This is a genomic window from Rhizobium sp. CB3090, assembly GCF_029714285.1.
Classification (GTDB): domain Bacteria; phylum Pseudomonadota; class Alphaproteobacteria; order Rhizobiales; family Rhizobiaceae; genus Rhizobium.
In genome coordinates this window covers 158,738-173,829 of record NZ_CP121662.1, presented here as the reverse complement: position 1 = coordinate 173,829, position 15,092 = coordinate 158,738, and the positions used below count along the sequence as shown (strand labels likewise).

At 62.1% G+C, this 15,092-nt stretch carries 10 protein-coding genes; 5 read left to right on the top strand and 5 right to left on the bottom strand.

Annotation, left to right across the window (positions count from 1 at the left end; genetic code table 11):
• Positions 1–3: 3 nt before the first annotated feature.
• Together QA646_RS00870 and QA646_RS00865 are read right to left on the bottom strand one after the other, a co-directional pair.
• Positions 4–1,212 (bottom strand): acetyl-CoA C-acetyltransferase, encoded by a 1,209-nt coding sequence (locus tag QA646_RS00870; RefSeq protein ID WP_283057050.1) that lies wholly within the window; start codon positions 1,210–1,212, stop codon positions 4–6.
• A gap of 203 nt (positions 1,213–1,415) precedes the next feature.
• Positions 1,416–3,212, bottom strand: a complete 1,797-nt coding sequence (locus QA646_RS00865) for an acyl-CoA dehydrogenase C-terminal domain-containing protein (RefSeq protein WP_283057049.1) — start codon at positions 3,210–3,212, stop codon at positions 1,416–1,418.
• A gap of 517 nt (positions 3,213–3,729) precedes the next feature.
• Between QA646_RS00865 and QA646_RS00860 the strand changes: the two genes are divergently transcribed.
• From QA646_RS00860 to QA646_RS00850, 3 genes are all read left to right on the top strand, one after another.
• Complete coding sequence (locus tag QA646_RS00860) at positions 3,730–7,467, top strand: peptidoglycan-binding protein (protein WP_283057048.1); 3,738 nt, start codon at positions 3,730–3,732, stop codon at positions 7,465–7,467.
• Positions 7,468–7,840: 373 nt separating this feature from the next.
• The gene (locus tag QA646_RS00855) at positions 7,841–8,767 is read left to right on the top strand and encodes a sulfite exporter TauE/SafE family protein (protein ID WP_283058930.1); all 927 of its coding nucleotides are present in this window, start codon (positions 7,841–7,843) and stop codon (positions 8,765–8,767) included.
• The gene (locus QA646_RS00850; RefSeq protein ID WP_283057047.1) at positions 8,764–9,573 is read left to right on the top strand and encodes a TIGR02186 family protein; all 810 of its coding nucleotides are present in this window, start codon (positions 8,764–8,766) and stop codon (positions 9,571–9,573) included. Before QA646_RS00855 ends, QA646_RS00850 begins: the two co-directional genes overlap by 4 nt.
• A 187-nt stretch (positions 9,574–9,760) precedes the next feature.
• Here QA646_RS00850 and QA646_RS00845 read toward each other — a convergent pair whose 3' ends face one another.
• The gene (locus QA646_RS00845) at positions 9,761–10,264 is read right to left on the bottom strand and encodes a helix-turn-helix domain-containing protein (protein WP_283057046.1); all 504 of its coding nucleotides are present in this window, start codon (positions 10,262–10,264) and stop codon (positions 9,761–9,763) included.
• Between the two features lie 111 nt (positions 10,265–10,375).
• On the opposite strand from QA646_RS00845, the gene QA646_RS00840 reads away from it, so the two are divergent.
• Complete coding sequence (locus tag QA646_RS00840) at positions 10,376–10,936, top strand: dihydrofolate reductase family protein (RefSeq protein WP_283057045.1); 561 nt, start codon at positions 10,376–10,378, stop codon at positions 10,934–10,936.
• Here the strand turns inward: QA646_RS00840 and pdeM are convergent.
• Positions 10,933–11,673: a ligase-associated DNA damage response endonuclease PdeM gene (gene pdeM / locus QA646_RS00835; protein ID WP_283057044.1), complete on the bottom strand. Its 741-nt coding sequence runs from the start codon at positions 11,671–11,673 to the stop codon at positions 10,933–10,935. The genes QA646_RS00840 and pdeM overlap by 4 nt on opposite strands.
• Positions 11,674–11,705: 32 nt before the next feature.
• The gene (locus tag QA646_RS00830; RefSeq protein ID WP_283057043.1) at positions 11,706–14,216 is read right to left on the bottom strand and encodes a ligase-associated DNA damage response DEXH box helicase; all 2,511 of its coding nucleotides are present in this window, start codon (positions 14,214–14,216) and stop codon (positions 11,706–11,708) included.
• A 363-nt stretch (positions 14,217–14,579) separates the two neighbouring features.
• On the opposite strand from QA646_RS00830, the gene QA646_RS00825 reads away from it, so the two are divergent.
• Positions 14,580–15,080 carry an Rrf2 family transcriptional regulator gene (locus QA646_RS00825; RefSeq protein WP_283057042.1) on the top strand — a complete coding sequence of 167 codons (501 nt, stop codon included), beginning with the start codon at positions 14,580–14,582 and terminating at the stop codon, positions 15,078–15,080.
• Positions 15,081–15,092: the final 12 nt, after the last annotated feature.

Genomic DNA, 15,092 nt, shown 5'->3' with positions numbered 1-15,092 from the left:
CCCTCAGACGCGTTCGACGATCGTGGCCGTACCCATGCCGGCGCCGATGCAGAGTGTCACCAGTGCCGTACTGAGATCGCGCCGCTCCAGCTCGTCCAGCACCGTGCCGAGGATCATCGCGCCGGTGGCGCCAAGCGGATGGCCCATGGCGATCGCGCCGCCGTTGACGTTGATCTTGTCGTGGCCGATATCGAAAGCCTGCATGTAGCGCAGCACAACGGCGGCGAAGGCTTCGTTGAGCTCGAAAAGATCGATGTCGGCGAGCTTCATGCCGGTGCGCTTCAGGAGCTTTTCGGTCACGTCGACCGGACCGGTCAGCATCAGCGCCGGGTCGGAGCCGATATTGGCAAAAGCCTTGATACGGCCACGCGGCTTCAGCCCCATGCTCTCGCCGCCAGCCTTGGAGCCGAGCAGAACGGCGGCGGCGCCATCGACGATGCCGGAGGAATTGCCGGCGTGATGCACATAGTTGATGCGTTCGATTTCGGGATGGGCCTGAATGGCGACGGCTTCGAAGCCGCCCATTTCGCCAGGCATCTGGAAGGATGGATTGAGCGAAGCCAGCGCCTGCATGTCAGTGCCGGGACGCATATGCTCATCCCTGTCGAGGATGGTCAGGCCGTTGATATCCTTCACCGGCACGACGGAATTCTTGAAATAGCCCTTTTCCCAGGCGTTGGCCGCCCGCTTCTGGCTCTCCACGGCATAGGCATCTACATCATCGCGGGAGAAGCCGTATTTGGTGGCGATCAGATCGGCCGACACCCCCTGCGGCATAAAATAGGCCGGAAAGTTCACCGAGGGATCCATGAACCAGGCACCGCCGGACATGCCAAGCCCGACGCGCGACATGCTCTCGACGCCACCGGCGATGACGATGTCATCGGCTCCCTGCGCGATCTTGGCCGCGCCGAAATTCACGGCATCGAGACCCGAGGCGCAGAAGCGCGAGATCTGCATGCCGGGTGCCGTGGTCGAATAACCCGCTTCGAAGGCGGCAGCCTTCGGAATGACTGCGCCGGCATCCATCACCGGATCGACGCAGCCCATGATGATGTCGTCGACCGTCTTCGTATCGAGCCCGTTGCGATCGCGGATCGCCTCCAGCGTCTTGGCGGCAAGGCGGACGGAGGGCACTTCATGCAGCGCCCCGTCCTTCTTGCCACGCCCGCGCGGCGTGCGCACATGGTCGTAAATGAAAACCTTGGTCATGTCTCATCTCCCTGCGGCGGCAAGCCGCCGTTGTATTCATACCCACCTTCTCCCCGGCGGGGAGAAGGATGCGCGTTAGCGCAGGTTGAGGGGCGTTGCACCGTAAGGCTGCCTTTCGCTCGTCGCTCAAGCCCCCCTCATCCGCCCCCTGAGTTGATCGAAGGGCGGGCACCTTCTCCCCGCTAGGGAGAAGGGGATTTTCGTCAAAACGCTTCCGCCGCCAGTTCCATCATCGTATCCGCGCCGGTTTCGATGCGGGCCTTGCGCAGTGCCGTTTCCGGCATGATGCGCTCCATGTAGAACCGCGCCGTGACAAGCTTGCTCTTCAGATAATCCGCGCGGGCGCTGTCGCCGCCGGCGAGACCGGCTTGCGCGGCCTTCGCCATCTTCGTCCACATGTAGCCGAGGACGACGAGGCCGAAGAGATGCATGTAATCCGTGGAGCCGGCGCCGGCATTGTCGGGCTTCGCCATGGCGTTCTGCATGAACCACATGGTCGCGGCCTGCACGTCGTTCAAGCCCTTCTTCAGATGCTTGGTGAAGAAGGCCATCTCATCGTCGTTGCGATGTTCTTCGCAGAAATCACCGATCTCCTTGAACAACGCCATGACAGCACGGCCGCCGTTCAGCGCCAATTTACGCCCGACCAGATCGAGTGCCTGAATACCGTTGGCGCCTTCGTAGATCATGGTGATGCGGGCATCGCGAACATACTGGCTCATGCCATGCTCTTCGATATAGCCGTGGCCGCCGAAAACCTGCTGCGCCATGACGGCATGCTCGAAGCCCTTGTCGGTCATGACGCCCTTCAGGATCGGCGTTGCCAGGCCAAGGATATCATCGGCCGCCTGACGCTCCTTCTCGTCCGGCGAGCGATGGGCAATATCGGACTTCAGCGCCGTCCACAGCAGGAAGGCGCGGCCGGCCTCGTTAAAGGCACGGATGGTCATCAGCGAGCGGCGGATATCGGGATGAACGATGATCGGGTCCGCCCTCTTGTCCGGCGCCTTCGGGCCGGAAAGCGAGCGGCCCTGAATGCGTTCGCGGGCATAGGCGACGGCATTTTGATAGGCGATTTCGGCAACCGACAGACCCTGCAGGCCGACACCGAGGCGCGCCTCGTTCATCATCACGAACATGGCGTTGAGGCCCTTGTTCTCGGCGCCGATCAGGAAGCCGGTCGCCTCGTCGTAGTTCATGACGCAGGTGGCGTTGCCGTGAATGCCCATCTTGCGCTCGATCGCGCCGCAGGAGACCGCGTTGCGCGAACCTGGCGAACCATCCGGCCCAACCATAAATTTCGGCACGATGAACAGCGAAATACCCTTGGTACCCTCAGGCGCGCCCTCGATACGGGCGAGCACCAGATGCACGATATTGTCCGTCATGTCGTGTTCGCCGGCGGAGATGAAGATCTTCTGACCGGAGATTTTGTAGCTGCCATCGGCCTGCGGAACCGCCTTGGTGCGCAGCAGACCGAGATCGGTGCCGCAATGCGGCTCGGTGAGGTTCATGGTGCCCGACCAGGTGCCTTCGACCATTTTCGGCAGATAGGTCCGCTTCTGCTCCTCGGAACCATGCACGACAATGGCAGCGATCGCGCCCTGCGTCAGGCCCGGATACATCATCAGCGACATATTGGCGGCGGAAGTATATTCGCCGACAGCGCAATGCAGCGTGTAGGGCAGCCCCTGCCCTCCGAATTCTTCCGGCACCGCCAGTCCCAGCCAACTGCCCTCGTAATAGGCACGGTAAGCCTCCTTGAAGCCCTTCGGCGTCGAGACCGTGCCGTCATCGTGGCGCACGCAGCCTTCTTGATCGCCGGAATAATTCAGCGGAAAAAGCACTTCTTCCGACAGCTTGGCCGCCTCGCCGACGATCGCCTCGATCATGTCGGGACTGGCCTCGGCAAAACCCGGCAGATAGTTGTAGCGTTCCAGTCCGAGCACATCGTTCAGGACGAAAAGCGTATCGTTCACCGGGGCCTTGTAGACTGGCATCTTTCGAATTCCTCCAATTCGCCACCGGACTCGCATTCCGGCCTTTCACTAGCCTTACAAAATATTGACGTTTGCGTAAACGTCAAATTTGCGCGACGAAGCGAATTTTTAGGTAGGGTAGCGGGCAAAGGGGCGAGAGCGATTAGGCGAAAGTTTGCGTGGGGGCCTGGCGGCTGAACATTGACGTCAATAGCACCGACCTCACCAGGGGCAGCCGCACCAAATTCATAAGAACATAAGCATATTCAACAACAAGACCAAAATAAAAGGTTAAGATTTCGGCAAAACTTAACGGGTTGTTTACTACGTTTCGTGAATTGTGCGGGATGAGCAGCGATGCTTCGCGTTTCTTTCATCTTTAGCTTGATGGAGCGCTGTTTCGCGGTTCAGCCTGAGGAAAGCCTAATAAACTATTTCTTTCCGAACGGTGGGATGCGGTCTGCGCGAACCCGCGAAGCTGCCTTCCCACAAGCGAAGATGGCCTTTGAGTGGTCCATATGTCGAAGCGAGCAAGAAGATGAGCGGATCGCGATCAAATCCTACCGGCACGGGCGACTGGACGTCGCTGGATGCGCTAAGCCGCACCATCGAGGGGCTGGAAGCGCGCATCGAAGGCCTGATGGGCACGGCTGCCGCCCGGGACACGCGCCAGCGTGTGGCAAACGGTTATGCCGCGGCCCCCGAGCGGACGCCGGTGCCGGAGCGCGCTCCTCTTTCCGACCGCACGCCACGCACCGAGCGCGATGCCTATGCTGGACGCCCCTATGAACGTCCCCTCCGCGCCGAACGTGCGGAAACTGACTTGCGGCCCGACCCGCTTGCCGAAATCCGCCAGCGCCAGCGCGCGCTCGAGGCAAGCCGCGAGCGCCTGCACGCTCGTCGGGAGGAAGCTCCGGTTACCGAGCGGCTGCCGCTTGGCGGACGGCTTGGCGAAAATCCGGCTTCGCGGCAGCCTCTGCCTTCGGCGCTGCGCTCCGCTCCGGAAAGCTCGGTCGATATCGCCCAGGCGCTGGTCAACCTGCGGCAAGACCTGAAACGCGATATCGCCGAGAGCATCACCCGCGAAGTCAGCGCGTTGCGCGCCGAAATCCGCGACATCCGCGACAATGCCGAGGACAAGCATTTCGCCGCCGACGTACGCGAGGACATGGCGCGGCTTGCCGACAGCATCAGTCAGCTTGCCGGCCAACCAGAGACTGCCGGCCTGAAGGCGGAGTTCGAAGAGCTGCGCTCGCTGATGGACGGGCTCGCGCGCGAGGATTCGCTGCACCATGTCGAACGCCAGGTGCAGGCGATCGATACGAACGGTCTGCAGGACGAGCTGGTGTCCCTCGCCTACCGCCTGGACGATATCAAGCAGCATCTGGGCGGCATGAGCGACAGCCCCGCCGTGCATGCGCTGGAAAACAAGCTGCTGTCGATCGCTACCGCTGTGGAAAGCTTCGGCGGCATGATACAGCCGCAGGATCAAGCGATGCAGCGGCTCGAAGGCCGCATCAGCGGCCTCGCCGACCAGATCGACATGATGAGCCGCGATGCGGCGCGGCGTCAGCCGGCGGACGATCTTTCCGGGCGTCTCGAAGCGCTGGCGATGCGTATCGACGAACTCGGCAATGCCAAGGCGACCGCGCGGCTGGAAGAACGCCTGGATCAGCTCTCCTATCTGATGGAGCGCTCACAAAAAGCGGCTCCGCAGCCGGAACTCGTCAACCATCTCGCCGATATCTCCCGCAAGATCGATGCGCTGGAACAGGGCTCGATCGACCATGCGCTCGCCGAGCGGCTGGATTATCTGGCGCGGCGCATCGACGAAATGGATTTCCATCCGCCGCATCCGGCCGCAAACCTCGACGACGGCGCCGTCCGCCGGCTGGAAGGCCGTCTTTCCGATATCGCCATGCGGCTGGAGGCGAGCACCGCAGCACCGCCGACCGATACGCAGTCGCTGCGCAATCTCGAAGAACAAATCGCCCATCTCTCGACGCTGCTGATGAACGAGCCGCGCGCCGTCGCCGACCATATTCCTGCCGATCTCGACCGCCGCATGAGTGCGATCGAAGATTATATGGCGACCAATGACGAATATATCATCGAGGCTGCCCGCCATGCGGCGGAAGCGGTTGTCGAGGCCTATTCCCGCGAAGGCATGCTCGGTCATGGCGGGACCGCCGCCGACATGTCGGCAATGACCGCGCTTGCGGAAGACCTTCGCCACCTCGAAGACCTCAGCCGCAGCAGCGATGAGCGCACGCACCGCACTTTCGAGGCACTGCACGGCACATTGCTGCAGATCGCCGATCGGCTGGACCACATGGAACATCGCCAGCCGGCACCCGCCATGCCTGCCGCAAAATTCGAGAGCGACGCTTTCGCCGCGGCCGACACGGCGGCGGTGAAACCGCCTTTGGCCGCACCGCACAAGGCCGGACCGGTCATCCGCACCGTTGCCCCTGCCGAATCTGAGGCATCGCCGGAAGTCGCCGTCGCGCAAGCGGTGGAAGCCGTTACCAAGGCGGAGATCAAGGCCGCAGCGAAGAAGGAAGGGGCGAAATCCAGCCTGCTCGCCACCCTCGGCAGACGTTTCTTCATGCCTGAGAAGGCCGAGCCCATCTTCCTGCCCGATCGGCCTGTCATCGAGCAGGCGCCGTCGATCGATCCGGTAGACATGATGCCAGCCGAGGAAGCGAATGAGCTGCTTGAGCCGGGCTCCGGCGCACCCGATATCAAGAAGATCCTGGAACGCGTGCGTGCCAGCCAGAATGCCGCGCGCAACGGCACTGTCAAGCAGCCGAGCGAAAACGAGCGCGCCGATTATATCGCCGCTGCCCGCCGCGCCGCGCAGGCGGCCGCGATGGAAGTGGATCAGACACAGCGCTCGGTTCCTGCTTCTAAGAGCGGCGACAAGAAGCGCGGCGCATTCTCGCGCTTCCGCCGGCCGATCCTACTCGCCGTCGGCGCGGCCCTGCTCGCCATCATGGCCTTCCCGCTGGTCAACACGCTGACGCGCGGCCAGAAAGCGCCGCCGCCGGCTGAAGTCTCTGTGCTCACCTCGGCTGCCGAAAGTGCCGCGACGACCGGCGCCGCCAATGCGGCTCAAATGCCGGCATCGGGAGCTCAGGCGGCGGCGAATGCGCCTGCCACGCAGGCAGCGACACAGGCCCAGGCCGCCGATGCTGGAGGCGCGGCCCAACCCTCCGCAGCGCCGGCAAATACGGCCATGGCGCCGACGAGTGATCACCTGACGGCCGCTGCCCCCCTCGACGGCAACCCGGCCAGCGAAACCTTGACGCCGGCCGGCAGCGCCACGCCCGCTCAGCAAACCGCTGCCTTCGTGCCCGCCAATGCCACGACGGCCCCCGCACCCGCTGCGGCGCAGGCATCTGCGCCGGCTGCCGCTATCACCGTTCCTGACGGCATCCAGCCGCCGACGCTCGTTGCCGCCGCCAAGTCCGGCGACCCTGTCGCTCTGTTCGAAATCGGCGTGCGCTATACGGATGGCCGCGGTGTCGCGGCCGATCTCAAGCAGGCGGCAAACTGGTATCAGCTTTCCGCAGACAAGGGTTACGCACCGGCGCAGTACCGGCTCGCCAGCATGTACGAGAAGGGCAATGGCCTCGAGCGCGATCTCGCCAAGGCCAAACAATATTACGAGCAGGCCGCCAATCAGGGCAATGCCAGCGCCATGCACAACCTTGCCGTCCTTTACGCTTCGGGTGCAGCCGGTCCGCAGGACTATCCGACCGCGGCGGACTGGTTCACCAAGGCGGCCAATCTCGGCGTGTCCGACAGCCAGTTCAACCTCGCCATCCTCTATGCGCGTGGTAATGGCGTGAAGCAGGATTTGCAGGAATCCTACAAATGGTTCGCAATCGCCGCCAAGGGTGGCGACAAGGACGCCTCGCAGAAGCGTGACGAAGTAGCGAACGCCATGAAGCAGGACGAACTCGAAAGCGCCCGCGCCAAGGTCGACCTTTGGAAAGCGCAGCCGCTCGATGCCAAGGCGAACGGCACGACCATTCCTGAGGAATGGACAACCGGCAAGGGCGTCAACACCGCCTCGATCGACATGAAGAAGGCGATCCGCAACATCCAGGCGATCCTCAACAACAACGGCTTCGATGCCGGCCCGCCGGACGGCAATATGGGCGCAAAGACCGTCGCCGCGCTGAAGAACTTCCAGAAATCGGTCGGCCTGCCGCAGGACGGCCGGGTGACCGATCAGGTCGTCAAGGAGCTTCTGGCACGCAACAAATAGATCGAAGGCTTCATTTCGGATCGATGAAGCCTTCGGGCATGCGCCGCCGCAATGCACGATATCAAGCTGCAGCGGTGAAAGCCTGTTTTGCTCTTGCGGGCGCCCATCGGCCAGATCAGACCATCATTGGATTTGAGCATATTGCTGGCGATAACCCACGGTTTCACGCCGGCTTTGCCTTGCGGCGAAATTCGTCACACAATCGCGGAAAATGCCACGTTAGAGTGGAATGACGAATTCGATCGCTGGAAGACGCCATGGTTTTTCCTAAGGCTCTGGCAATCATTTCAGATTAGAATCGTCTGTTTAAAGGGGAAATTGTTCATAGGCATCCGGTCATTTGCGTTCGGATACCTGCAACTGGGATCAGACCGTGACGATCTATCTGCCGATCGCAGAACTGTCGGTGAATATCTTCATTATTCTCGGCATGGGCGCAGCCGTTGGGTTTCTCTCCGGCATGTTCGGCGTCGGCGGCGGCTTTCTGATCACGCCTCTCCTGATCTTCTACAACATCCCGCCCGTGGTCGCCGTCGCCACCGGTGCCAACCAGGTCGTCGCCTCGTCGATTTCGGGCGCCATCACGCATTTCCGCCGCGGAACGCTGGACATGAAGCTCGGCACGGTGCTGCTGATCGGCGGTCTCACCGGCGCCACCGTCGGCATCTGGATCTTCTCGCTGCTGAGACGCATCGGCCAGCTCGATCTCTTCATCTCGCTGCTCTACGTCGTCTTTCTCGGCACGATCGGCGGGTTGATGCTGTGGGAGAGCCTGAATGCGATGCGCCGCGCTGCCCGCAACGAGCCGACCAGGCCGCGCAAACCCGGTCATCACAGTTGGGTGCATCGCCTGCCGCTGAAGATGCGTTTCAAGAAATCGAAGATCTATCTGAGCGTCATTCCGGTGATCGGCCTTGGTTTCGGCATCGGCATTCTGACGTCGGTCATGGGCGTCGGCGGCGGTTTCATCATGGTGCCGGCGATGATCTACCTGCTGCGCATCCCGACCAATGTCGTGGTCGGCACCTCGCTGTTCCAGATCATCTTCGTCACCGCCTATACGACCGTCGTCCAGGCCGCGACCAACTATTCCGTCGATATCGTGCTGGCCTTCCTGCTGATGGTGGCGGGCGTCGTCGGCGCGCAATACGGCGTGCGCGTCGGTCAGAAGCTGCGCGGCGAGCAATTGCGCGCCCTGCTCGGCCTGCTCGTCCTTGCCGTCGGCCTGCGCCTGGCGATTGCGCTGGTGGTCACGCCAGCCGATATCTACTCCGTCGTTCTCGAAGGAGCGGGCCGATGAGACGTTTTGGCCCGATCCTCGCAGCCGCTCTCCTGCTTGCGCCATTGAGTGCGAAGGCACAGGTGCTGCTCGACCAGCCGACAACCTCCACGACGGCACGCGAAACGATGGAGATCGGCACCTCGACCAGCGAAATCGCCATCACCTCCGATTTCACCGGCGCGGATCTCACGATCTTCGGCGCGCTTTCCAACACCGACCAATTGCTCCTGGCAATCGGCCAGTACGACATCGTCGTCGTGCTCGAAGGGCCGCGCGAAAATGCCACCGTGCGCAAGAAGGAACGTGTCTTCGGTATCTGGGTCAATACCCGGTCGATGACCTTCGAGCATGTGCCGCAGGCCTATTCGCTGTCGAGCACGCGCCCCGTCGACAACATCACCGCGCCGCTCGAGCTGAACGATCGCGGCATTGGCGTGGACCATATTCAACTGACCCCGATCGGCTTCGTCGGCAGCGGCGTGGATGTACCGGAATTCCGACAGGCTTTCCGGCGGCTGCAGCAGATCGGCGGCCTTTACGAAAGCGATCCGGCTGGCGTGCGCTTCGTCAGTTCCAGCCTGTTCAAGGCAACGCTGCGATTGCCCGCGGACGTGCCGAACGGCGTGCATACCGTGCGCGCCTATCTCTTCAAGAGCGGCAAATTCCTGACCGAAAAATCCCTGCCGTTGCGCGTCATCAAGACCGGCATCGAGCAAACGATCACCGATGCCGCCCATGAACGCCCCATCGCCTATGGTGCGTTTTCGGTGCTGCTGGCGGTGATTACGGGGTGGACGGCGAGCTTCGTGTTCCGGAAGAGCTGAAATGCCCCTCGCCCCGGCGGGGAGAGGGCCGCGCGGCACGCGCGGGTGAGGGGCGTTACCGGGGAAATTGCCTTCGCTTATCGCTCAGGACGTTCGTCGCTCCGCTCCTCACCCTCTCATCCGGCCGCTCTGCATTTCACTTCGTTCAACGCTTCGCGTCCACCTTCTCTCCGACGGAGAGAAGGCTTTAGGCACTCCTCTTCCGCTCGACCACCTCCAGATAGGCTTCCGTCAGCCGGCCGAGTACCGACGGCGTTCCCGGCGGCAAGACCTTGCCCAGGTGCTTCGCCCTTAGCTCATCCATGAAATCCTCCCAGAGCTTCGGCCCACCATCTTCCAACAGCTCCGCCCGGATCGACAGCTCCTCCGAGACCGGCAGATGCTTGCGGCCCCACGCCCCCATATGGGCAAAGAGCGGCACGAGGTCGATTGCCATTTCGGTCAAGCTGTAGACGGCTTTCTGTTTGTGGGTCGGATCGTCGTCGCGGGTCAACAGCCCACGCTCGACCAGCCGCTTCAAGCGATCGGCGAGGATGTTTGAAGCAATCCCCTCCTCTGAGTTCTGCAGAAGCTCGCGAAAATGCCGGCGATTGCCGAACATGATGTCCCTGATGATGATCAGGCTCCAGCGGTCACCCAGGATTTCCAGGGTGAGATTGATCGGGCAGCCGGAGCGATTGAGCGCGTCCATAAGGATCTCCAAAAACTGCTTGCACTTTGCCACCAGTCACGCTAATTTTCAACCGCTTGCTTATAGCAACCAGTTTTGATTATGATACGGTTATCGCCAAGGAGAAGACCGATGAGAAAGCTTGTTGTGTGGAATCTTATGACGCTTGACGGTTATTTCGAGGGAACGAAACCTTGGGACCTCGATTTCCATATGCTCGCCTGGGGTGACGAGCTGGAGCAGTACGCGACCGAGCTCGGCAAGGAGGGCGATCTCTTGATCTTCGGCCGCAAGACCTATGAGGGCATGGCTGCCTACTGGCCGACCGCGCCGGAGACACCCGATATCGCCGCCTATATGAACGGCATCGCCAAGATCGCCGCCTCGCGGACGATGGAGAAGGCCGAGTGGAACAATACCCGCATCGTTCGCGATATCGTCGCCGAGGTCAAGAAACTCAAGGAAGAGCCCGGCAAGACCATGTTCGTCTTCGGCAGCGCCGAAGTAACGGATACGCTTCTCAAGGCGGGGCTGGTGGACGAAATCCGCCTGTGCCTCGTTCCTGTCGTCCTCGGCGGCGGCAACCCGCATTTCAAGGCTGCGGCGGATCGGGTTCCGATGAAGCTGCTCGAAGCTACGCCCCTGAAGTCGGGCGCAGTGATCCTGCGCTACGAGCCTGCGAAAGCGGCTTAAGCCGAGAGATTGCCGAACCGCACCGAATAGATGCGGTCGCGACCGAGCACATGGGCGATGAGGCTTTCCCGGTCGAACAGGTCGGCCATGGCCTTGTGGCGCAGGTCGAGCCCGCCAGTCATGATGCCGAACGCGGGCATCAGCAGGCGGGCGCCATCGCTGGCGAAGCACGGGCGGCGGACGGATTTGTCGCGGCGGCGGACGGTAGCGGAGGGATGCAGATGGCCGGCGATCTCGCCGGCCTGCTGGCCACCCCTCGGCTCATGACGGAAGGTTAGTCCGCCGTAATGCATCTCATCGACAGAGCAACCGGGCAGATCGACCGTGCCATCCGGATCGTGATTGCCGTTGATCCAGATCCATTCGCGGCCGCGCGCCATGGTGACGATCAGGCTGCGGAACTCCTCCGGCAGGTGCGCGGAGCCCACGCGGTCATGGAAATTATCGCCGAGCGAGACGACGAGCTTCGGATCGTAGCGCGAGATGACCGCGGCAAGCACGGTGAGCGTCGCCAGCGTATCGTAAGGTGGCAGCAGCATGCCGCGCCGGGCGAAGGCCGCTCCCTTTTCCAGATGTAGGTCGGACACGACGAGGATGCCGGCATCCGGCAGATAAAGCGCCCCAAGTGGATCGCAGACGGCGGCAACGCCGTGGACGGCGGTCTCGACACCCGATGCGGGCGTCAATCCGTTTCTCACTTGGCCGTTCATCTCTCGCGCAAGCGCCAGGCGGTTCATCAACTCGGTCTGCCTTCATTGTTTGGCATGCTTTATTCCATGGCCTCGCGGATCAGATCGTCAGCCGCTTCCGCCAGCACCACATCATGCGCCTCGCCCGGCACCGGCACCTTGCCGATTTCCAGCATCACCGGCACGGCAAGCGGCGAGATATGATCCAGCGCCCGATGGGTGATGTGGCCTTTGATTCGCTTCAGCATATCCCCAAGGCGACCAATCTCCAAAAGGCCGGTGGCGGCGTCCCGCCGCGTCGCCTGCAGCAGGATATGGTCCGGCTCGTGGCTGCGCAGCACGTCATAGATCAGATCGGCGGATACCGTCATCTGCCGGCCCGTCTTTTCCTTGCCGGGATGGCGGCGCTCGATCAAACCGGCAATGATGGCGCAATTGCGGAAGGTGCGTTTCAGCAAGAACGATTCATCGAGCCAGGCTTCGAGATCGTCGCCGAGCATGTCCTCGTCGAAGAGATCGGCAAGGCCGAGACGGCCATTGGCAATCATCAGGCTCATGTCCTCCAGCCCCCAAATACCGAGCGAATAATCCGTGGCGATGAAGCCCATCGGCTTTGCACCGGCCCGCTCCAGCCGCCGCGTCAACAGCATGCCGAGCGTCTGGTGCGCCAGCCGGCCTTCGAAAGGGTAGGCGACCATGTAGGCGCGGCTGCCGCGCGGAAAGGTCTCTATCAGAAACTCATCGCGCTTCGGCAGCAGCGATCTGTCCTTCTGCAGCTCGAGCCAGTCGCGCACCTGATCCGGCAAGCGATGACGGCGATCGGGATCGTCGATCATCATGCGCACCTGATCGGCAAGATAGGTCGACAGCGGAAACTTGCCGCCGGCATAGGAGGGGATTTTCGCATCCAGGGAAAAGGTCTGCGAGGCAAGGCATTCATTCTCGCGGATGCCCTCGAAACGCAGCACCTTGCCGGAAAAGCGAAAGGTGTCGCCTGGCGAAAGCTGTTCCAGAAAATATTCTTCGACCTTGCCGAGGGGAGCTCCGCCGCGACCAAGCGAGCCCAGCGCATTGCGTTTGACCAGGCGAATGTTCAGCATCGCCTCCTCGACGATGGTGCCGAGGTTCAGGCGATATTGCTGTGCCACCTGCGGATTAGAAACACGCCAGCGGCCCTCCGGTGTCTTGCGGATGCGGGCATAACGCTCGTAGGTGCGCAGGGCATAGCCGCCGGTAGCCACGAAATCGACGATGCGCTCGAACGTCTCCCAGGACAGGTCGGCATAGGGCGAAGCGCTGCGGACCTCGTCATAAAGCTCCAACATGTCGAAGGGTTCGGCGCAGGCCATGCCGAGAATATGTTGGGCCAGGACGTCGAGCGCGCCGGCGCCGACCGGCGGCGTATCCTGTGCGCCGACATAATTGGCGTCGAGCGCCGCCTGGCATTCCATCACCTCGAAACGATTTGCCGGCACGAGGATCGCCTTCGACGGCTCGTCCATGCGGTGATTGGCGCGGCCGATACGTTGGGCAAGGCGCGATGCGCCTTTCGGGGCGCCGACATGGATGACGAGATCGACATCGCCCCAGTCTATGCCGAGATCGAGCGTCGAGGTGGCGACGACGGCGCGCAGCTTATTGGCGGCCATGGCGGCTTCGACCCTGCGACGCTGTCCGACATCGAGCGAGCCGTGATGCAGCGCGATCGGCAGATTGTCGTCGTTTGCCGACCACAGCTCCTGAAACAGCATTTCCGCCTGCGAACGCGTGTTGACGAAGAGCAGCGTCGTCCGGTGCTCTTTCAGCTCGCGATAGATATCGGGGATGGCGTATTTGGCGGAGTGGCCGGACCAGGGGATATGTTCGTCGGTCTTCAAGATCGAAATGTCGGGCTTGGCGCCGCCGTCGACCATCACCAGGCCGGCATGCCGCTCCGTCCCCTCCTCCTGCGCCACCAGCCATTTCTGCAGGTCCATCGGCTCGGCGATGGTCGCCGACAGGCCGATGGTTTGCAGATCAGGCGCGAGCCTGCGCAGGCGCGCGAGACCGAGCGAGAGCATATGACCGCGCTTCGACGTCACAAGGGAATGCAACTCATCGAGGACGATGTATTTCAAATCCTTGAAGAAGCGTTGGGCTTCGTGGTTGGCGAGCAGCAACGCCACTTGCTCCGGCGTCGTCAGCAAAATGTCGGGCGGATTGAGCTTCTGGCGTTGCCGCTTGCCGGCAGGCGTATCGCCGGTGCGGTTTTCGACGGAGACCGGCAGGCCCATTTCCGTGACCGGCTTCATCAGATTGCGCTCGATATCGACGGCCAGCGCCTTCAGCGGCGAGATGTAGAGCGTGTGGATGCCGGTGAAGGCCGAGCCCGGCGGGATCTTGCCGCGCCGGGTCAGATCGGTGAGCGAGGGAAGAAAACCGGCCAAGGTCTTGCCGGCGCCAGTCGGCGCGATCAGCAACGTGCTTTCGCCGGCTTCCGCTCGGGCCAACAACTCAAGCTGATGGGCACGCGGCTGCCACCCCTTTTCCGCAAACCAGCGGATGAAAGGGGCAGGCAAGGCAAGGCGGCGCTCGGAATCGATCTGGTCCACGGAGGCAAATGTAGTCGAAATGCGGAGGATAGGAAGCGTGGGGTTGGTTACTTCCCATCGGCTTCAGTGTTCGTGGAGAGTGCATACCCCCCTCTGTCACTGCCGTGACATCCCCCACAAGGGGGAGATTGGTAATCCGCGGCACCCGCTCGCCTCAGACAAACATCGCATCCGCAGAGATCAAAACGTGATGCATATTGAAGTGCTGCGGCATTCTCCCAACGATCTCCCCCCTTGTGGGGGAGATGTCACGACAGTGACAGAGGGGTATCGGGCGCACGGCATATTCTGGCCTCAAAAAAGAATTTGACACCGCCCATAATCGCGGATAAAAAATATCCACGATATGAAAAGGACGAACCGATGAAACTCGGCGAAGGCGTTGAGCAGGCCATACACAGCGTCGCGATGCTGGCTGGGCTTTCCGAGGGCAGCGTGCTTTCGGCAGCGGCAATTGCCGAGTTTCATGGGGTGTCGGTGAGTTATCTCTTGAAGCATCTGCAGGCGCTCTCCGGCGCCGGCATTCTCGACACCGTACCCGGCCCCAAGGGTGGCTATCGGCTGGCGCGTCTGCCGGCGGAAATCACCCTTCTCGATATCGTGCTTGCTGTCGAAGGGCCGGCGCCTGCCTTTCGCTGCGCCGAAATCCGCCAGCGCGGGCCAAACCCGCTGCCTGGAAAATATTTCGCAAAGCCGTGCGGCATCAGCGCGGCCATGTTGGCGGCAGAGCGGGTGTACCGCGCCGAGCTCGCCAAGACCACGATTGCCGATATCCTCGCCGAGGTTGCGGCGGGCGATGACGGCAGCATCGCGGCAAGGGGCTGTGCCTTCCTTGCCCTCAATGAACGCAGAACCACCCGATAGATCCGAAACCAA